The following is a 16,828-nucleotide window of genomic DNA, read 5'->3' on the forward strand; positions in this document are numbered from 1 at the left end:
TTCGACAGCTCCACTCCACAACCGGAGGCCTTCGCCGTCCTACAGATTCAGACCGTGTCGTCGCACAAACTCGACCAACCTGGCTGGGCAGTACAGCTAGGCCAGTTCCGCGCCGCGTTCCGCGGCCTCCGTCTCGGACGTCGCGCCGCCCGTCGCCAGGGTGCCTCCGGAGCTCTCCAGATGGGCCCGCACGAACCACTGGAACTGCTCCAGGTCCCGGAGCTGACCGATCAGGAGGTCCTCCGTGGCGGGGTCGATGTCGCCCGCCTCCTTCACCGCCTCGCGCACACCCTCGATCACGCCGGTGTACACGACGTCGAGCGCGCCGAGATGGGCGATGGCGTCGGCCCGGCCGATGGAGTAGTCGTCCCAGGCCCGCTCGGCCACCAGGGCCCCGGGCGTGCCCTGCGCCACCCCGCCGAGTGCGGCGATGCGCTCCGCGACGTCGTCGGCCATCTCGCGCACCTGGTCGACCTGCGGGTCGATCATCTCGTGCACCGCGATGAAGTGCGGTCCCACGACGTTCCAGTGCACGTGCTTGAGGGTGAGATGCAGGTCGTTGAGGGCGTGCAGGCGCATCCGCAGCACACCGATCAGCCGGCCGGCGGCCTCCCGCTCGATGCCGGGGACCGTGTACTTCGGGGTCAGGTCGTGCGTCATGGCGGACACCAGCTCCTCAAGGGTTTCGTACGTCGTTGCACGTGAACGACTGCCCCGCATCGGCGACGGCAGACATGCACGGGCGCTGTGCCTGAGGAGGACGGGTCTCCCCCGAGCGGGGGAGTCAATCCTCGGTACGTCCTTCCGGCGCCGCGTCGCGGACCGTACCCGGGAGCGACGTCGGGGCGGCCGCCCGCCGACAGGATGATGTGCATGACCACGACATCACAGCTTCCCGCCCCCGCCCGCTGGGCGGTCCTCGCCGCTCACGCCGTCGCGCTCCTCACCCTCCCGACCGGGCTCTGGCGCCTCCTGCTGGCGGCGGGGCAGCCCGCCGGGTACACCGAGGCGGGCTACGAGGCGATGGGCATCGACGGGTGGGGCGTGGTGTACGTGGTCGGACTGAGCGTGGTGAGCGAGGCGCTGGCCCTGCTCACGCTCGGCCTGGTCCGGCCCTGGGGCGAGGTGGTCCCGCGCTGGGTACCGCTGCTCGGCGGGCGGCCGGTCCCGGTGATGGCGGCGGTCCTTCCGGCGGGCCTGGGCGCCGCCGTGCTGACCGCCCTGTGGACCCCCTTCGCCTGGTGGTGGGCCACTCCCCACCCCGACATGACCCCGCTCGGCGAGACCCTCCTCGGCTTCGCCTACCTGCCCCTGGTCGCCTGGGGCCCGCTGCTCGGCGCCGTCACCGTCTCCTACTACCGCCGACGCCGTCCCGCAGTGGCCGGTTCCGAGCGGGAGCCGATCACGGGGCTCTAGGGGTGTCGTTTGGATCAGGTCGGCTCCGGGCAACGGTGCCTTGCGACCGGACCCCGCGATCCCGGCATGATCCAAACGACACCCCCTAGCTAAGGTGCCTGCCCGTGACGGATGCCCCGAATTCCCCCGACAGCGTGCCCCTGTGGCGCGACCAGCGCTTCGTGCTGCTCCTGGGCACACGCGTCATTTCGGTACTGGGCAACGGCTTCGCACGGGTGGCGCTGGCGTTCGCGGTACTCGCCCTGCCGGGGGCCGGCGTGGGCCGGCTCCTACGACTGGTTCGGCTCCCTCGCCTTCGCCCCGCTCGGCCTGCTCGTCGCCGGCCCCGTGGCGGCGGCGGTGGGCACCGCCCGCGCGCTGGCCGGCTGGGAGGCGCTGATCGTCCTGGCCACCGCGGCGGCCCTGCTCTCCCCTCAGGTACGCACGCTGCGCGCCTACGACGTCAGGACGGCGGAGCGGGCAGGGGCATCGCGCTGAGCGCACGCGCCGCGTGGACGAGGTTGGACGCCATGGCCCGGCCGGTCGAGGTCGACCAGTCGTGTCCGCGGTCGTCGTCGAGGTAGTCGGGTCCGGGTCCGGGACCGAGGTGCCAGTAGGTCCAGGCCTGACCCGGAATGGTGTAGCCGATGTCCGAGAGCCCGCCGCTGATCTCACTGATGACGTGGTGGGCGCCGTCCTCGTTCCCGGTGACCAGGATCCCGGCGACGCGGTTGTAGGCGACGGGGCGCTCCTCGTCGTCGGTCTCGCTGAGCATGGCGTCCATGCGTTCGAGGACCCGCTGGGCGACCGAGGACGGGCGGCCGAGCCAGGTCGGCGAGGCGATGATCAGGATCTCCGACGCCAGCAGCTTCTCGTGCACGCCCGGCCAGTCGTCGCCGTCGCCCATGTCGGTCTCGACCCCCGGTTTCAGGTTCAGGTCGACGGCCCGTACGACATCCACCTCCGCCCCGTGGCCTTTGAGGGCCGCGATGACCGTGGCGGCGAGGGCCTCGGTGTTCGACGGCTGGGGGGAGGGCTTGAGAGTGCAGTTGATGACGAGTGCGCGCATGCCTACCCCTCTTCCCCGGGCGGCGGCTTTCGACCGTCCGAACGCGGGACCGTTCACCCGCCCGGACGCGCGGCGGCCGGGTGAGCGGGCGGACGGCGGACCGGCGATGTCCGCTCAGGGCAGGGCGATGCCGTCCAGTCTGCCCTGCTTGGCGTCGTCGACCAGCGACGAGAACTGGTCGGCGCTCATCTGCACGCGCTGGCCGAAGTCGTCGGTCAGGACGATCCGTTGCTCCGCCGGGGCGTCGGGGTCGACGAACAGCTGGGGGCAGCCGCAGTCGCAGTTTCCGCAGAACGTCGCTACGGGCTCCAGGCCGTGAGGATCGCTCATACCGGTGCACCTTCCGTGGGAGACGGGTGTCCGCGCCGGTGTCCGCACCGGCGGTCGTGGGGAACTGACTGGGGGATACCCGGCGCGGCGGCCACGGACGCGTGCCTCGGCCCGGCGCGGAGGCACGGCGGGCGGTCCCCGTGCGCCGGTGCTCCCGTGTCCGCTTCCGCTGCTCCGGTCCGGCGGAGACGGCCGGGAACCGGACGGGCCTTTCGTCCGACCGTATGTGTGTGAAGTGTGGTGCGGATCACGCGCTTCGTGTTGAGTGGGGGGCCGGACCGGAATCCGTACCCACCGGTGATCACGGGAGCCCGGATGCGAGGATGAGGCCGCCATGAATGCAGGGTGGTGTTCTCGCACGGTACGGGCCGCGGTGTTCGCGGCCGTCTGCGTGCTGCTCGCCGCCTTGGGCCACATCCTTATGTCCGGGACCGCGGTGCCCTGGTGGGCCATGGCGGCGGGCGCGGCGGCGACGGGCGGCGCCGCCTGGTGGCTCGCCGACCGGGAACGCGGACCGCTCGCCGTCGTCTGCGTCGCGGTGGCCGCCCAGACCGTACTGCACACGTCCTTCTCGCTCGCCCAGGCGACGAAGATGCCGCGGTCTGCGGGCGACGAGTCCCTCGCGCGCCGGTGGCTGGACATCCTGCTGTGCCGGATGCCGTCCGGCCCGGGCGGGGAGCACGGCGCCATGCCGACGTCCATGAGCACCGCGGACCACGGCCTCCATGCCGGGCACTCCATGCCCGGCATGGACGCCATGCCCGCCATGGACCCCGCGGGCCACGCCATGGGCGGCATGTCCTCGACCGGCATGCTCGCCGCCCACCTGGTGGCCGCGCTGCTGTGCGGCCTCTGGCTCGCCCACGGCGAACGCGCCGTCTTCCGCATCCTGCGGTGCCTCGCCACCCGGCTCGTCACGCCCCTGCGCCTGCTGCTCCGGCTGCCCGTGCCGCCGCACCGCCCGCGCGTCCGTGCGGTCCGCCGAGCGTCCTCGGACCGGGCACCGCGCCGTCTTCTCCTCGCCCATGCGATCACTTCTCGGGGTCCGCCCGCCGGGACCGCTGTCGTCTGACGACAGCTGGTTCCCCGAGGCCGTAGGCGAATCCGTCGAGCCGTCGAGCCGCCGGCGTCGCGCCTCGGGCACCGGCCGTGCGCTCCCGCGCCCGGCCGCCCACCCCTTGGCCGGTCCCGCCGTGCCGCCGGCGCGTCCCGCACGGGCCGGCCCCGCCCGGAGACCGGATCCCTGATCCCGAGAAGGACAGACACAGGTGATCACTCCTGCCCTGACCGCACCGCGACGGCAGCCGGGTACGTCCACGAAGGAGGCGTCCATCACGGCCTGGGCACTCGCCGCGCGCACCGGCGACCCCGTCGCCGTCGACCGCTTCGTACGCGCCCTGCACCGGGACGTCCGCCACTACGTGACCTTCCTCGGCGCCGATCCGCAGAGCGCCGAGGACCTGACCCAGGACACCTTCCTGCGGGCCCTCGGCAGCCTGCACCGCTTCGAAGGCCGCTCCTCGGCACGCACCTGGCTGCTCGCCATCGCCCGCCGTGCGGTGGTCGACAGCATCCGTTACGACTCCTCCCGGCCCCGCCTGGCGGCCACGGACGACTGGGAGTCGGCCGTGGAGCGCACCCAGCCGCGCGATCTGCCCGGCTTCGACGACGGCATCGCCCTCGCCGACCTGCTGGCCGCGCTGCCCGACGACCGCCGCGAGGCGTTCGTCCTCACCCAGCTGCTGGGACTGCCCTACGCGGAGGCGGCCGACGTCAGCGAGTGCCCGATAGGGACGGTGCGTTCACGGGTCGCCCGCGCCCGTGCCTCCCTGATCGAGTGGCTGAACGACGCCGAGCGTCCCGTGCCGGTGGCCGCCGCCGCGTGACGGCCGGTCCGGACGGCGGTGGGCCCGGATCACCGAGTGACCCGGGCCCACCCCGGCCGACGAGGAGCGGTCCTGCGACGGCCTGCCGCTGTTCCCGCCCGCGTGTCCTCGTACCGGTCCCCGGGCCGGGGACTTCGTGGAGGGCTTCGGCTACCGTCGGCCGCATGGCTGACGAGTGCTTCCGGCATCCACGGCTCGCCGCGGTGTACGACGCCCTCGACCCCGATCGCGGCGACCTCGACGCGTACGTGCGCATGGGCCGAGGAGTTCGGCGCGCGGCGGGTGCTGGACATCGGCTGCGGAACAGGGGTGTTCGCCCTGCTGCTGGCCGACCGCGGTGTGGAGACCGTCGGCGTCGACCCCGCCCGGGCGTCCATCGAGGTGGCTCGGGGCAAGGCGGGCGGCGACCGAGTGCGGTGGATCGAGGGCGACGCCACCTCACTGCCAGCGCTGCGGGTGGACCTGGCGACCATGACGGCGAACGCTCCCCAGGAGATCACCGACACCCGGATGTGGCACCGGACGCTGAGGGGCGCCTACGAAGCCCTGCGCCCCGGCGGGCACCTGGTGTTCGAGACGCGGGACCCGGACCGGCGCGCGTGGGAGGAGTGGAACCCGCATCGACCCACCGGGTCACGGAGATCCCCGGCGTGGGCGCGGTCGAGAGCTGGTGCCGGTTGGTGGAGGTGAGGTGGCCGCTGATCTCCTTCCGCTGGACCTACGTCTTCGGCTCGGACGGCGAAGTGCTGACCTCCGACTCGACGTTGCGCTTCCGCGGGCGGCAGGAGGTCGAGGCGGACCTGGACGCACAGGGCTACGTGGTGGAGGAGGTGCGCGACGCACCCGACCGCGCGGGCAGGGAGTTCGTCTTCGTCGCACGACGCCCCGCGGGCGACCGGCCGTTCACCGCCCGGCCCGAGCCGCCCCCACGCCAGGCCGGGTGAACCAGGAGCGGGAGCCCCCGGAAACCGGCAGCCGACGTCGTCCCCTCACTGCCGGGCCACACCCATGACCCGGCGCCCCCGAGCGCCCATCCTTGGTTCCATGGCCCGCCTTCAGCACACCGTGACGCTCGCCCCCGTGCCCCGCCGCTGGTTCGAGTCATGCGTCACCACGCTCCACGACCTCGCGGAAGGGCTCGACGTCGAGGGAGCGTACCTGCGCCTGCCCGGCGGGCGACCGCTGCCCGGCCTGGTCCTGTCCGAGGGGAGTCACCTGCGGCCGGGCGCCCGCTACCGGCCGGTGAACGAGAAGGACGGGCAACCGGACGCCGACCAGGCGGTCACCGTCCTCGCCTGGGACCGTCACCGCGAGACGGCGCTGGAGGTCGGCACCCTCGACGAAGACCCGGCACACCGCGCCGAGTCGACCTGCGTACTCCGGCTCGTGAACGCCGCACGGCCACGAGAGGCGTGGCTCTCGGCGACGCTGCGGACCAGCGGGGAGAAGCGGTCGAAGTACCTCGGCGGCACCGTACGACTGCACCTCGATCTCGGCGCATGGTGGCCGTCGGCGGCGGGCCGAGGTCGCCGCCCCCTGGCCGCGCCCCTGACCGGCACCCTCACACACGCACTCGCCCGCGCCACCGTGACGGTCGTACCGCGCCCGGCCCCCGGCGGACGCTGGCGGGTGACGGTGAAGGTGCGGGTCAGGGGCCGCTCCTTCGCCCGGCCCCTGCTCCCCGTCGCGATGGCCGTCATGGGGCGCCGCGCGCACAGGGCCTTCGCCGAGGCGCTGGACGACGCGGCGCGGGAGTGGAACGGGCGGCTGCCCGCGCTGGTCCGCAAGGAAGGAGAGGAACTGCGCGCGGAGTTGACCGGTGCGCTGCTCGCCCCTTGAGGCAGCATCCGCACGCACCCCTGCTGCCGTACGCCCCCTGGTCCCCGCCGGGTGACACCCCGTTAGGGTCCCGGAATGAACTCCACAACCGTGCGCGGCGCCACGATCGACTACGACGACCTCGGTCCCTCGACCGGGCTCCCGATCCTCCTGATCCACGGGCACCCCTTCAACCGCACCCTGTGGGCGCCCCAGGTGACGGCGCTGACGGAAGCCGGCTACCGGGTCGTCACCCCCGACCTGCGCGGCTACGGCCGCAGCAGCGTGAGTACCGGCAAGGTGCTGCTCGCCGACTTCGCCGACGACCTCGCCGCGCTCCTGGACCACTTGGACATCGAGCGCGCGGTGGTCGGCGGCGTCTCCATGGGCGGTCAGATCACCATGGAGTTCCAGCTGCGTCACCCGGGGCGGGTGCGGGCCCTCGTCCTGTCCGACACCTCCGCTCCCGCCGAGACCGCCGAGGGCAGGCGGTTCCGCAACCGGCTGGCCGACAGGCTCCTCGCGGAGGGCATGGACGGTTACGCGCACGAGGTCATCGACAAGATGCTCGCCGCCTACAACGTCACCGCGATGCCGGACGTGGCCGCCCGCGTCCTGGAGATGATGTGCGCCACCGACCCGCGGGGCGCCGCGGCGGCGCTGCGTGGACGTGCCGAACGCCCCGACTACCGGGACGTCCTGGCCGCTGTCGAGGCGCCGGTCCTGATCGTCGTGGGCGCGGACGACGTCTACACCCCCGTGGCGGAGGCCGAGTCCATCCGGCGCCTCGTCCCGCACGCCACCCTCGCCGTCATCGACAAGGCCGGTCACCTCCCGGGTGCCGAGCAACCGGAGCGCTTCAACGCCGTACTGCTGGACTTCCTGGCCGCGCGGATGTGATCGGGCGCGGGCCACCCGCCGGGGCTGTCAAGGTTTCCTTGACAAGGTGCATGCTGTCAAGGAAACCTTGACAGCATGCACACTCCGACGCGCCCTTCCCCGACCGTGCCCACGGTCGCCACCGCCTTGCTCGCTGTGGTGACCGCCCTGATCGCCCTGGCGATCTCACTCGTCGACGACCTCGGCACCCCGGCCTTCCTCGTCCTGGTCGCCGCGGACCTCCTGGTCGTCCTCGTCATGGGAGCACTGCTCTCCGCGTCCCTGACGAGGCACACCGCGGCCGGCACCGACGCCGGGCGGCTGGAGCGGGACCTGGAGAAGCTCGACGGCCTGGAGCCGCTGCGCACCGGCGAGGCGAAGGGTGCGCGGCGGTGAGCGGGACCGAACTGCTCACCGAGGAGGAGATCCTGCGCATCAGGGAGGGCATCGCTGCCGCCGTACTCGATGCCCCGGACGGACTGGTCGAGTCGCTTGAACATGATCCCGAGGGCTATCTCCGCCTGGTGGCCGCCAGTCGCGTCGGCGCCGAGGAGACGAGCAGGCTGCTCCGCGAGGCGGTCCAGGGCGCGCGGGCCGCAGGGCAGAGCTGGGACACCGTGGGCGGTGTCCTCGGCGTGAGCCGGCAGGCCGCGCAGCAGAGGTTCGCCGACCGGGGGCGGCCCGGTCCGGACGCGTCCGGTGCGGCGGAACGGCGGGTGCTGACCCCGCTGACCGCGTTCAACGAGATGCAGGCGCTCGCCGAAGCCGGCACGGACGGCTGGCACGTGGTGGACTTCGGTCCGTTCTTCCATGTCGTGGAGAAATCCGGCCACCCCTGGGAACACCGCAGGGTTCCCTTCGCGGTCGGCGCCCGGCACCGGCGGATGGAGGAGCAGGGGTGGACACAGGTCGGCTCCGGGGCGTTCCCGTGGCGCTACTACAAGCGCCCTGTCCGGCGCGCGCTGGGCGCACATGGTGAATGAGTGAGCCCTGTACGCGCCCCCGTGGCGATACGGACAATGCGCAGTGGCCGTGATCACGCGGCGGGAGGCGCGGGGTCGTCCACCGCCGCCTTCCCGGGAAAGCAGGTCGATCGCCATGCTGTTGCGTCTGCCCACGTCCGTGTCCGAAGCGCAGGAGTGCATGGCCGAGGGAGCGGTGCCCGTCGGCGGTGCCACCCTCGTGTGGGCCACCTGGCAGCGGGACGGTTTCCCGGAACTGGCCATGTCGCTGCGGAACCTGCCCGAGGCGACCGCGGTCGCAGCCGAGACGCTCGGGGCGGCCGTGGTGCTGCACCGCATCGACGACCGCGTCCCCGAGGTGCTGCGCAGGGCGGCCGGCACGGTGGGCACCGGAGCGGTGCGCCGGACGGCCACGGTCGGTGGCAACCTCGTCGGCAGCAGCCTGCGCTGCCTGCTGCCCGCGGCCCTCGTCCTGGACGCCCGTACCACGGTGCTGGGGCCGGACCGGGCCTACGAGACCGACCTCGCCGAGGTCATGGCCAAGCGTCACCTGCTGCTGGGCCTCGGCTGGCGCACCCCGATAGCCAGCGGCTACCGCAAGGAGCCCGCCGAAGCCGGCGGGCCGCCGCCCCTGGTCGTCGCCACCGCCGTGCACGCCGACGGCGAGGGGCGGCACCGCCTGCGGATCGCCGTCCGCGACGGCTACGAGGTCGTCAGCGAGAGCGCACCGTGCGACGCGGGCGCCGACGAAGTGCTCGGCGCTCTGGAACGTACGGACGTCGGCGCCCTGCCTCCCGGGGCCCGGGACGTGGTGCGTGAGCAGGTCGCCGACATCCTGGGCTCTCTCACCGATCGCTGACGCCACGGGCGGCCGGCGACCCGGCGGTCCGCGTCAGCCGTTGGCCAGCGCCTTGACGCGATCGAGCGTCCCGTTGAACTTGTCGTGGTCCCCGACGGTCGGCCCGGAGGAGGTGTACTGCCACATCGTGTGGACGTCCCAGCCGGCCGGGAGGGGTCCCACGGTCGAGGCGTACCGGGCGATCCACAACGGGTTGGTGGGGCCGAAGCCGCTGTAATCCCCGGTGCACTGCTTCCACCAGTTGGTGGAGGTGTAGATCACGGCCTGGCGGCCGGTGCGCTCCTCGTACCGGTCGAGGAAGGCCCGGATCCAGCCGACCATCTGACTCGACGTCCTGCCGTAGCAGGTGTCCCCGTACGGGTTGTACTCGATGTCGAGCACGCCCGGCAGTGTCTTGCCGTCCTTCGACCAGCCGCCGCCGTGGTCGACGAAGTAGTCGGCCTGGGCCGCGCCGCCGGCGCCGTCCGGGATGGCGAAGTGGTAGGCGCCGCGGATCATGCCGACGTCGTACGAACCGTCGTACTGCTGGGAGTAGTAGGGATTGCGGTACGAAGTCCCCTCGGTGGCCTTCGTGTAGGCCCACTTCACCCCGCTGCTCCAGAGGGTCGGCCAGGCGACGTTGCCCTGATGGCTGGAGACGTCCACGCCCTCCGTCTGGGTGGCGCGGGTGTCGGCGGGCCGCCCCTGGACCCCCTCGTGGGCGAGAACACCACTGCCCATGTAGGCGGTACCGCGGACGGGCGTTCGCGCGTCGTCGGCCGACGCGGGTGCCGCGGACAGGGTGAGCAGGAGTGACTGGGAGGCGAGGAGGACGCCTGACGTGAGCAGGCGGCGTGAGTGGCTGGACGCCACGGCTATGGGTCTGCGCATGGCACCCATCCGATCCGCTGTCACGCCCGACCGCATCCCACAGGCGTCCAGACGGTGTTGGGCGCCGGGCTGCCGAGGGGTAGGGCCCCGCCGTCCCTCGCGTTTGAACGTGTTCAAATCTGGGATACGCTCGGTCGTGCGAAGACATGAGGAGGGGGAGGGAGCGTCCCATGAAGATCGTGATTCCCGGGGGGACCGGGCAGGTCGGTACGGTGCTGAAGCGTGCGTGGACCGCCGCCGGCCATGAGGTCGTCGTGCTCACCAGGCGGCCGCGGCGGCCGGGCGAAGTCCAGTGGGACGGTCGGACGCCGGGGGAGTGGGTCAAGGAGGTCGACGGCAGCGACGTGGTCGTCAACCTGGCCGGCCGCAGCGTGAGCTGCCGCTACACCCCCGGCAACCTGAAGGCCATGATGGACTCGCGCGTGGACTCCGCGCGTGTCGTCGGCGAGGCGATCTCGGCGGCCGCCGAGCCGCCCCGCGTCTGGCTGCAGATGAGCACCGCCACCGTCTACGCCCACCGCTTCGACGCGCCCAACGACGAGGCCACCGGCCTGCTCGGCGGAGCCGAACCCGGAGTTCCGGACTACTGGTCCTACAGCGTCGACATCGCCAAGGCCTGGGAGCGCGAACAGGAGCGGGCCGACACCCCGCACACCCGCAAGGTGGCCCTGCGCTCCGCCATGGTGATGAGCCCGGACCGGGGCAGTGTCCTGGACGTCCTGCTGTGGCTGGCGCGACTGGGGCTCGGCGGCTCCGTCGCGGGCGGCGCGCAGTACGTGTCCTGGATCCACGACCAGGACTTCGTCCGCGCGGTCGACTTCCTCATCGGCCACGACGACCTCACCGGCCCCGTGAACCTCGCCGCGCCGGCTCCGCTGCCCCAGCGCGCCTTCATGCGCGCCCTGCGGAAGGCGTGGGGCATGCCGGTGGGTCTGCCCGCGACGCGGTGGATGGCCGAACTCGGCGCCCTCGTCCTGCGCTCGGACACCGAGCTGCTCCTCAAGAGCCGGCGCGTCGTCCCCGGCCGGCTGCGCGAGGCGGGGTTCGCCTTCGACCACCCCGAGTGGCCCGGAGCGGCCGACGACCTCGTACGGCGGGTGCGCGGGGGCCGGCCGGGAGGGCGGCGGCCCGGACGACCGGACCGGCGCACACCGCTGCCGGAAGCCGGCGGACCGACGCCCTGAGCAGAGGGGTGGCGGCCCCGCGAGGCACCGCTCTGTGCCGAGCCGACGCCGTCAGCGTCCCCGTTCACCGCGGCGTGCCTCCCGGGCCCCGCGCACCAGGACGGCCAGGGCCCCCGCGGCCACGACGAGGGCGAGCACGCCCAGCAGGGCCCGGTCGGAGACGGCGTCCCCGAGACGGGACAGGCGCTGCTCCCAGGCGAACTCCGTGTCCACGCCCATCAGCGACGGCAGCGCCGACGTCCCGTCGAACAGCAGGAACACCGCACCCAGGGCGATGAACATCGCCCCGCCGAGCAGTGACGTGGAGTGCAGCCGCAACGGGCCCAGTCGTACCGGCCGGCCACGCAGCCAGTGCCGCCGGCCCAGGTCGAACCGGTCCCACAACGCCGCCAGCACGAACATCGGCACGGCCATGCCGAGGGCGTACACCGCGAGCAGTGATCCGCCGCGCCAGGGGTCGCCGCCGATCGCGGCCACCGTGAGAACGCTGCCGAGGATGGGGCCCGCGCAGAAGCCGGCCAGCCCGTACACCGCGCCCAGCGCCGTCACGGACAGCGCCGAACCGGACCGGCGTGCCCCGGCGGACTGCTGCAGCCGGCGCGAACCGAACCCCAGGCCCAGCAGTTGCGCCACCCCGAGGGCGATGACGAGCCAGCCGCCCGCCGTGACCAGAAGGTCGCGATGCCCGTAGAAGAGGCGTCCGGCCAGCGAACCCGCCACACCCAGCGGCACCATGGTCAGGCACAGCCCGGCGTAGAACAGCGCGGTGCGTCCGAGCAGCCGGGTGCGGCTGGTGAACGAGTAGGCGAAGAACGCGGGCAGCAGAAGTGCCGAGCACGGGCTGAGCAGCGCCAGCAGTCCCCCGAGGAAGGCGACCACGAAGCCCGGATCACTCATCGGTGCCGCCCTGTGCACGGGCCTCCGCTGCTGCCTCGGCCGCCTCGATCGCCTCGGCGAACACGTCCGTGGGCTGGGCGCCCAGGACCGGCCGGTCGTTGACGAGGAAGGCGGGGGTGCTGCTGACGCCGAGCGCGTAGCCCTCCTCGATGTCCCGGGTCACGGCCGCGTCGGCCGCCGGGGAGGCCATGTCCGCGCGGAAGCGGTCGAGGTCCTCGATCCCCGCCTCCCCGGCCATCTTGAGCAGCGCCTTCTCGGCGAAGTCGCCCTTGTTGCGCTCGCGCGGATGTGCGTAGGCGGTGTCGTGGAACTGCCAGAACCGGCCCTGCCGTCCCGCCGCCCAGGCGGCCCGGGCCGCCTGCTCCGACTCCTGGCCGAAGACCGGGAAGTTGCGCCACTCGATCCGCAGTACGCCCTTCTCGACGTAGTCACGCAGGAGTTCGGGTTTGGTCTCGCGGGCGAACCGGCCGCAGAAGGGGCACTGGAAGTCCGAGTACTCGATCAGTACGACGGGCGCGTCCGGCTTCCCCACGGCGTACGGGTCACCGGACTCCCGTCGGGCGAGTGCGAGCAGCGCGGGGTCGGCGGGAGGGGCCGCGGACGGCGCGTCGGAGGCCGACGCGGTGGCGGGACGGTCGGCGGACTCCCCGCCTCCGCCCAGGGCGACGACGGCGACGACGACGGAGACCGCGAGGACGAGGGCGGCGAGGGCCGGTCGCAGACGGCGACGCGGTAGCGGGCCCCTGCCGGGGGTGGAGCCCGGGCCGGGCTTCTCGGGCATGCGTGATTCAGCGTTCATGGATCGACTCCACAGAAGGGGGAGAAGTGAGGGAAGAAGAGCGAGACGCGGGGATGCGCGGCGTGCGGACTCAGGCGCGGGCCGGCAGCGGGCAGGCCTCGGCCGTCGACAGCCTGCGCAGCGCCGCCTCGGCAAGCAGCACCAGGGAGGCGACGGCGACGACCGGCTGGAGCGGAGCCCAGTAGGTCAGCGCGCCGGAGCTGCCGAGCAGCAGCAGGACGACCTTGTTGCAGACGGGGCAGCCCACGGCGAGGAAGGACAGCAGGCCGCCGATCGGGCCGAGCCTGCTGCCGGGGCCGTCGGTCCGCGGCGAGTCCACGGCCCCGGGGAGGCGGACGAAGGTGGCCAGGACCACGCCCGCGAGCACGGCGGTGGCGGCGAGCACCGGATAGTTCCACCACTGGACGGGGACGGTCCGGCCGAAGAAGGGGGAGGGCACGACCGCGGTGGGGACACCCACGACGACGGCGGTCAGGACGGCACCGGCTCCGGCGGCGGACCACTGGGCGGCCCGCCAGGACGCGAGCGCCGCTCCCGCCCGGCGCGGCGACCGGGAGGAGGATGGCATGGGAAAGCTCCGTTCGAGAGGATGAGACGGACGCGGCACGAAGGGCCGGTCTAGATCCTCAGAACGGTGGTCGAGACACCACTGGCACAACGCGGTGGCGGGGCGGGCCCGGCGGACGCGTGGGCGGGCGTCGACGACAGCGGCGTTCCGCGCTGTGTGCTCGTGTCCGCCGACCCCGCGGCCGACGGTTCGCCGGTGCGGAGATCCCCGCGCGTCGAGGTCGGCTCGGACAGGCCCTTCTTCTCGCACGGGCGAGGCGCGGTGGCCCCCAGTTCGTCCCCGGCGACCAGGTCGACGGAGAGCACGGCGACCGGAGACGAGGCGGCCGTCACGGCGCTCTCCTCACCGGCGCTCGCGGCCGTCGAGCGGCCCGCACCCGTCACGCACAGCACGGCGACGGTCACGGTGACCATCGCCAGCACGCAACGCAGCAGCGACACCGCTGAGGTGTGCCTGCCGCGCTGGGACATGGGGGACGGCTCCTACCGCTGGGACTGCTCGGGGACGTGTACGAAGCGACGTACGCGGAAGCCACCCTACATACCCGCCCCCGAGCCGGCCGACGCGACTAAGGGATGGGCACCGCCTGTCCCGTGACCCGTGTGCGAGGGTCCCGCGGGCTCACGTCGATGAGCAGGTCGCTGGGGCGGCCCATGTCCTCTCCCTGGCGGATCGCGACCGTGCCGGGCCGGGTCACCAGGCCCAGTTCACGGAGGTACCCGCCGAACGCGGCGGCGGCCGCTCCCGTCGCCGGGTCCTCCACGACACCGCCGACGGGGAACGGGTTGCGGGCGTGGAAGCGCTCCGGCGACTCGCGCCACACCAGGTCCACCGTCGTCCAGCCGTGCCGCCGCATGACCTCGGCGAGCCCGTCGAAGTCGTAGTCGAGGTCGGCCAGTCGGGCCCGGGACGCCGCGGCGAGCACCAGGTGGTCGTTGCCGCCGAACGCCACGTGCGGGGGCAGGGCGGGGTCCAGGTCGTCCGGAGCCCAGCCGAGCGCCCGGAGCGTCGCGTCCAGTTCCGTGGCGAGAGCCGGGCGGGAACGCGTCGGCACACTGGTGAGGGTGGCCCGCACCGCGCCGGCGTCGTCGGCCGCGGTCGACACGGGGATCTCGCCGGCGGGCGTGTCGAGGAGGATCTCGCCGGGCCCCATCCGCTCGGCGAGGGCGACGGCCAGCGCGACCGTCGCGTGCCCGCAGAACGCCACCTCGGCGAGCGGACTGAAGTAGCGGACCCGGAACCGCCGCGTCCCCGGGTCGCCGCCGGTGACGAAGGCCGTCTCGGAGTAGCCCACCTCGGCGGCGATCGCCCGCATCGCCGTGCCGTCGAGCCCGGAGGCGTCGAGGACCACCCCGGCCGGGTTCCCGCCCACCGGGTCGTGGGTGAAGGCGGAGTAGCGCAGGATGCCGGTCTCGTTCGTCGGCTCGGAAAGGTCTGCCACGTCGCTCGTTCCCGTCACGTCGGTGCTCATGACCCCCACGCTGCCACCCGGTATCGATCGTGTCCAACGATCGATCGCGATACTCCCCATCGATAAGTCGCATAGGATGGCCGCGTGGACACCCGACTGCTGACGACCTTCACCACGCTCGCCCGCACGGGCAGCTTCACCGCCGCCGCCGCCGAACTGCACCTGGCCCAGTCCACCGTCACCGTGCACATCCGCACCCTGGAACGGGATCTCGGCGTCCGGCTCTTCGACCGCCTGCCCACCGGCGCGCTGCTCACCGACACCGGCCACCGGCTCCTGGAGCGGGCCGAGGAGGTGCTCGACACCGTGGCGCGGTTGCGCGCGGCGTGCGACGACGCCGGCGTCGTGTCGGGGCGGGTGGTGGTCGGCAGCCCGGAGTCCCTGTGCGCGAGCCGCCTGCCCGGCATCGTCGCCGCCCTGCGGACGAGTCATCCCGAGGTGGATGTCCACCTGTACGCGGCCGGGACCGCGCAGTGCCTCGAAGGACTGAGGTCCGGACGGCTCGACCTGGCTCTGCTGCTGGAGGAGGAGACCGAGTTCCCCGACGTGACGGGCGAACCCGTCGCCCGCGAGCCGCTCGCCCTCGTATCCGCGCCCGGACACCCCCTCGCCGCACGTGCGCACGCGGCGAGCTGGCCGGAACTGGCGGCGGAGAGCTTCTTCCTTTTGGAGGAGGGCTGTTCCTACAGCGACGCGCTGGCACGGCGGTTGCTCGACGTTCCGGGCGGGCGGCCGAGGCTGACCCGGTTCGGGAGCGTGGACGCGGCGCGCAACTGCGTGGCGGCGGGGCTGGGGCTGACACTGCTGCCCCTGACCACCGTGGCGGAGGAGCTGCGACGGGGGCGGCTGGTACGGCTCGACGGACCGCGCTTCCCCGACGTACCGGTGCGGCTGGCCCGGCACCGCCGGCGGTGGGCGGCACCGGCCGCACAGGAGGTCGCGCGGGCACTCGTGCGGTACCTGGGCGACTGAGCGGTGCCCGGGTCGGAACAGCCCGGGCGGGGACACTCAGGGTCGGGACACCCCCCTCAGCGGGAGGCGACGCCGGAGCCCGGTTCGCGGGTCTCCGGCGTTGTCACGCCTGGGCCCGCGTGTCGAACGCGGCCGTGGTCCGCAGCAGTTCGGACACGTCCGAACCCGCGGCGATCTCGCGGGGGGCCGAGCCCCGCCGGAACAGCCGGGCGTCCCGTTCGCCCCCGGTCACGGCCCTGTCGCCCTCGACCCGCAGCCAGGAACCCTCCCGCAGCCCGAGCACGGGCACGTCGTTCTCCTCCAGGAACTCCGTCAGCCGCTCCTCGCGCGTCTCGCCCTTGTGCGTCGAGGCGGGGTCCGGGTCGAGGTAGTGCGGGTTGATCTGGAACGGCACCAGCCCGAGCGCGTCGAAGGACGGGGGCTCTACGATCGGCATGTCGTTGGTGGTGCGCAGCGAGGGCGCCGCCATGTTGGTGCCGGCGCTGGCGCCCATGTAGGGCAGCCCGTCACCGACCGCCTTGATCAGCGCCTCCCGCAGACCGGTGCGGTACAGCGTGCTGAGCAGCCGGAAGGAGTTGCCGCCGCCGACGAACACGGCGTCCGCCTCGCCGAGCCGGGCCGACGGGTCGCCGCCCTCGTGGACGCCCCGCACGTCGATCCCCGCGCCGGCGAGTGCGCCGCGCACCTTGGCGGTGTAGGCGTCGTGGTCGGCGAGCGCGTACGGCACGAAGACCAGCCGCGCCCCCGGGGGCAGGAAGCCGGTCACGGTGTCCAGGGCGTGTTCCAGGTAGCCGCGGCCGTGCTGGGTGGAGTTGGACAGGAGCAGCAGATTCACGAGTTGGTCCTCATCGGCGGGGTGGATCGGTGCG

General features: G+C 73.2%; 21 protein-coding genes and 1 pseudogene. 12 read left to right on the forward strand and 10 right to left on the reverse strand.

Annotated features, from left to right (window positions below; genetic code table 11):
* Positions 1 to 96: 96 nt before the first annotated feature.
* The gene (locus tag ACFCZF_RS17235; protein ID WP_375910494.1) at positions 97 to 660 is read right to left on the reverse strand and encodes a Dps family protein; all 564 of its coding nucleotides are present in this window, start codon (positions 658 to 660) and stop codon (positions 97 to 99) included.
* 204 nt (positions 661 to 864) lie between these two features.
* Between ACFCZF_RS17235 and ACFCZF_RS17240 the strand changes: the two genes are divergently transcribed.
* A complete protein-coding gene (locus ACFCZF_RS17240) occupies positions 865 to 1,416 on the forward strand; it encodes a hypothetical protein (RefSeq protein ID WP_376672359.1) in 552 nt (183 codons plus the stop codon).
* A 339-nt stretch (positions 1,417 to 1,755) separates the two neighbouring features.
* A complete protein-coding gene (locus ACFCZF_RS17245) occupies positions 1,756 to 1,893 on the forward strand; it encodes a hypothetical protein (RefSeq protein WP_376672360.1) in 138 nt (45 codons plus the stop codon).
* On the opposite strand, the gene ACFCZF_RS17250 is transcribed toward ACFCZF_RS17245, so the two are convergent.
* Together ACFCZF_RS17250 and ACFCZF_RS17255 are read right to left on the reverse strand one after the other, a co-directional pair.
* Positions 1,859 to 2,464, reverse strand: a complete 606-nt coding sequence (locus ACFCZF_RS17250; RefSeq protein ID WP_376672361.1) for a flavodoxin family protein — start codon at positions 2,462 to 2,464, stop codon at positions 1,859 to 1,861. The genes ACFCZF_RS17245 and ACFCZF_RS17250 overlap by 35 nt on opposite strands.
* A 114-nt stretch (positions 2,465 to 2,578) precedes the next feature.
* Entirely contained in the window at positions 2,579 to 2,794 is a 216-nt protein-coding gene (locus tag ACFCZF_RS17255) for a hypothetical protein (RefSeq protein ID WP_376672362.1), read from the reverse strand.
* A gap of 334 nt (positions 2,795 to 3,128) precedes the next feature.
* On the opposite strand from ACFCZF_RS17255, the gene ACFCZF_RS17260 reads away from it, so the two are divergent.
* The 8 genes and pseudogenes from ACFCZF_RS17260 to ACFCZF_RS17295 all read left to right on the forward strand — a co-directional run bounded on the left by ACFCZF_RS17260 (position 3,129) and on the right by ACFCZF_RS17295 (position 9,198).
* Positions 3,129 to 3,866 (forward strand): hypothetical protein, encoded by a 738-nt coding sequence (locus ACFCZF_RS17260; RefSeq protein WP_376672363.1) that lies wholly within the window; start codon positions 3,129 to 3,131, stop codon positions 3,864 to 3,866.
* 196 nt (positions 3,867 to 4,062) lie between these two features.
* Entirely contained in the window at positions 4,063 to 4,680 is a 618-nt protein-coding gene (locus tag ACFCZF_RS17265) for a sigma-70 family RNA polymerase sigma factor (RefSeq protein WP_376672364.1), read from the forward strand.
* Between the two features lie 164 nt (positions 4,681 to 4,844).
* Positions 4,845 to 5,624: pseudogene (locus tag ACFCZF_RS17270) on the forward strand (class I SAM-dependent methyltransferase).
* A gap of 100 nt (positions 5,625 to 5,724) precedes the next feature.
* Complete coding sequence (locus ACFCZF_RS17275) at positions 5,725 to 6,519, forward strand: hypothetical protein (protein ID WP_376672365.1); 795 nt, start codon at positions 5,725 to 5,727, stop codon at positions 6,517 to 6,519.
* A gap of 75 nt (positions 6,520 to 6,594) precedes the next feature.
* Complete coding sequence (locus ACFCZF_RS17280) at positions 6,595 to 7,398, forward strand: alpha/beta fold hydrolase (protein ID WP_376672366.1); 804 nt, start codon at positions 6,595 to 6,597, stop codon at positions 7,396 to 7,398.
* A gap of 75 nt (positions 7,399 to 7,473) precedes the next feature.
* Positions 7,474 to 7,773: a hypothetical protein gene (locus ACFCZF_RS17285; RefSeq protein ID WP_375910469.1), complete on the forward strand. Its 300-nt coding sequence runs from the start codon at positions 7,474 to 7,476 to the stop codon at positions 7,771 to 7,773.
* The gene (locus ACFCZF_RS17290) at positions 7,770 to 8,360 is read left to right on the forward strand and encodes a hypothetical protein (protein ID WP_375910466.1); all 591 of its coding nucleotides are present in this window, start codon (positions 7,770 to 7,772) and stop codon (positions 8,358 to 8,360) included. The genes ACFCZF_RS17285 and ACFCZF_RS17290 overlap by 4 nt, the downstream gene beginning before the upstream one ends.
* A 115-nt stretch (positions 8,361 to 8,475) precedes the next feature.
* Positions 8,476 to 9,198 (forward strand): FAD binding domain-containing protein, encoded by a 723-nt coding sequence (locus ACFCZF_RS17295; protein WP_376672367.1) that lies wholly within the window; start codon positions 8,476 to 8,478, stop codon positions 9,196 to 9,198.
* 33 nt (positions 9,199 to 9,231) lie between these two features.
* Here the strand turns inward: ACFCZF_RS17295 and ACFCZF_RS17300 are convergent, their stop codons facing one another.
* Positions 9,232 to 10,068 (reverse strand): lysozyme, encoded by an 837-nt coding sequence (locus ACFCZF_RS17300; protein ID WP_376672368.1) that lies wholly within the window; start codon positions 10,066 to 10,068, stop codon positions 9,232 to 9,234.
* A gap of 170 nt (positions 10,069 to 10,238) precedes the next feature.
* On the opposite strand from ACFCZF_RS17300, the gene ACFCZF_RS17305 reads away from it, so the two are divergent.
* A complete protein-coding gene (locus tag ACFCZF_RS17305; protein ID WP_376672369.1) occupies positions 10,239 to 11,252 on the forward strand; it encodes a TIGR01777 family oxidoreductase in 1,014 nt (337 codons plus the stop codon).
* 51 nt (positions 11,253 to 11,303) lie between these two features.
* Here ACFCZF_RS17305 and ACFCZF_RS17310 read toward each other — a convergent pair whose 3' ends face one another.
* From ACFCZF_RS17310 to ACFCZF_RS17330, 5 genes are all read right to left on the reverse strand, one after another.
* Positions 11,304 to 12,149: a cytochrome c biogenesis CcdA family protein gene (locus ACFCZF_RS17310; protein WP_376672370.1), complete on the reverse strand. Its 846-nt coding sequence runs from the start codon at positions 12,147 to 12,149 to the stop codon at positions 11,304 to 11,306.
* Complete coding sequence (locus tag ACFCZF_RS17315) at positions 12,142 to 12,948, reverse strand: DsbA family protein (RefSeq protein ID WP_376672371.1); 807 nt, start codon at positions 12,946 to 12,948, stop codon at positions 12,142 to 12,144. Before ACFCZF_RS17315 ends, ACFCZF_RS17310 begins: the two co-directional genes overlap by 8 nt.
* A 70-nt stretch (positions 12,949 to 13,018) precedes the next feature.
* The gene (locus ACFCZF_RS17320) at positions 13,019 to 13,516 is read right to left on the reverse strand and encodes a hypothetical protein (protein WP_375910450.1); all 498 of its coding nucleotides are present in this window, start codon (positions 13,514 to 13,516) and stop codon (positions 13,019 to 13,021) included.
* 50 nt (positions 13,517 to 13,566) lie between these two features.
* On the reverse strand, positions 13,567 to 13,986 hold the full coding sequence (locus tag ACFCZF_RS17325) for a hypothetical protein (protein WP_376672372.1): 420 nt from the start codon (positions 13,984 to 13,986) through the stop codon (positions 13,567 to 13,569).
* A gap of 98 nt (positions 13,987 to 14,084) precedes the next feature.
* A complete protein-coding gene (locus ACFCZF_RS17330; protein WP_375910444.1) occupies positions 14,085 to 14,987 on the reverse strand; it encodes a PhzF family phenazine biosynthesis isomerase in 903 nt (300 codons plus the stop codon).
* Positions 14,988 to 15,071: 84 nt separating this feature from the next.
* Between ACFCZF_RS17330 and ACFCZF_RS17335 the strand changes: the two genes are divergently transcribed.
* Complete coding sequence (locus ACFCZF_RS17335; RefSeq protein WP_376672373.1) at positions 15,072 to 15,959, forward strand: LysR family transcriptional regulator; 888 nt, start codon at positions 15,072 to 15,074, stop codon at positions 15,957 to 15,959.
* 103 nt (positions 15,960 to 16,062) lie between these two features.
* Here ACFCZF_RS17335 and pepE read toward each other — a convergent pair whose 3' ends face one another.
* Positions 16,063 to 16,794: a dipeptidase PepE gene (gene pepE, locus ACFCZF_RS17340; protein ID WP_376672374.1), complete on the reverse strand. Its 732-nt coding sequence runs from the start codon at positions 16,792 to 16,794 to the stop codon at positions 16,063 to 16,065.
* Positions 16,795 to 16,828 lie beyond the last annotated feature (34 nt).

Origin of the sequence: Streptomyces sp. NPDC056296 (assembly GCF_042268605.1) — a bacterium.
Lineage (GTDB): Bacteria > Actinomycetota > Actinomycetes > Streptomycetales > Streptomycetaceae > Streptomyces.

Excerpts from the sequence above, each read along its gene's own strand:
- ACFCZF_RS17285 (WP_375910469.1), top strand. The coding sequence starts at position 7,474 with ATGCACACTCCGACGCGCCCTTCCCCGACCGTGCCCACGGTCGCCACC.
- ACFCZF_RS17315 (WP_376672371.1), bottom strand. The coding sequence starts at position 12,948 with ATGAACGCTGAATCACGCATGCCCGAGAAGCCCGGCCCGGGCTCCACC.
- ACFCZF_RS17260 (WP_376672363.1), top strand. The coding sequence starts at position 3,129 with ATGAATGCAGGGTGGTGTTCTCGCACGGTACGGGCCGCGGTGTTCGCG.
- ACFCZF_RS17250 (WP_376672361.1), bottom strand. The coding sequence starts at position 2,464 with ATGCGCGCACTCGTCATCAACTGCACTCTCAAGCCCTCCCCCCAGCCG.
- ACFCZF_RS17330 (WP_375910444.1), bottom strand. The coding sequence starts at position 14,987 with ATGAGCACCGACGTGACGGGAACGAGCGACGTGGCAGACCTTTCCGAG.
- ACFCZF_RS17310 (WP_376672370.1), bottom strand. The coding sequence starts at position 12,149 with ATGAGTGATCCGGGCTTCGTGGTCGCCTTCCTCGGGGGACTGCTGGCG.
- ACFCZF_RS17305 (WP_376672369.1), top strand. The coding sequence starts at position 10,239 with ATGAAGATCGTGATTCCCGGGGGGACCGGGCAGGTCGGTACGGTGCTG.
- ACFCZF_RS17255 (WP_376672362.1), bottom strand. The coding sequence starts at position 2,794 with ATGAGCGATCCTCACGGCCTGGAGCCCGTAGCGACGTTCTGCGGAAAC.
- ACFCZF_RS17235 (WP_375910494.1), bottom strand. The coding sequence starts at position 660 with ATGACGCACGACCTGACCCCGAAGTACACGGTCCCCGGCATCGAGCGG.
- ACFCZF_RS17325 (WP_376672372.1), bottom strand. The coding sequence starts at position 13,986 with ATGTCCCAGCGCGGCAGGCACACCTCAGCGGTGTCGCTGCTGCGTTGC.
- ACFCZF_RS17320 (WP_375910450.1), bottom strand. The coding sequence starts at position 13,516 with ATGCCATCCTCCTCCCGGTCGCCGCGCCGGGCGGGAGCGGCGCTCGCG.
- ACFCZF_RS17275 (WP_376672365.1), top strand. The coding sequence starts at position 5,725 with ATGGCCCGCCTTCAGCACACCGTGACGCTCGCCCCCGTGCCCCGCCGC.
- ACFCZF_RS17300 (WP_376672368.1), bottom strand. The coding sequence starts at position 10,068 with ATGCGCAGACCCATAGCCGTGGCGTCCAGCCACTCACGCCGCCTGCTC.
- ACFCZF_RS17280 (WP_376672366.1), top strand. The coding sequence starts at position 6,595 with ATGAACTCCACAACCGTGCGCGGCGCCACGATCGACTACGACGACCTC.
- ACFCZF_RS17240 (WP_376672359.1), top strand. The coding sequence starts at position 865 with ATGATGTGCATGACCACGACATCACAGCTTCCCGCCCCCGCCCGCTGG.
- ACFCZF_RS17295 (WP_376672367.1), top strand. The coding sequence starts at position 8,476 with ATGCTGTTGCGTCTGCCCACGTCCGTGTCCGAAGCGCAGGAGTGCATG.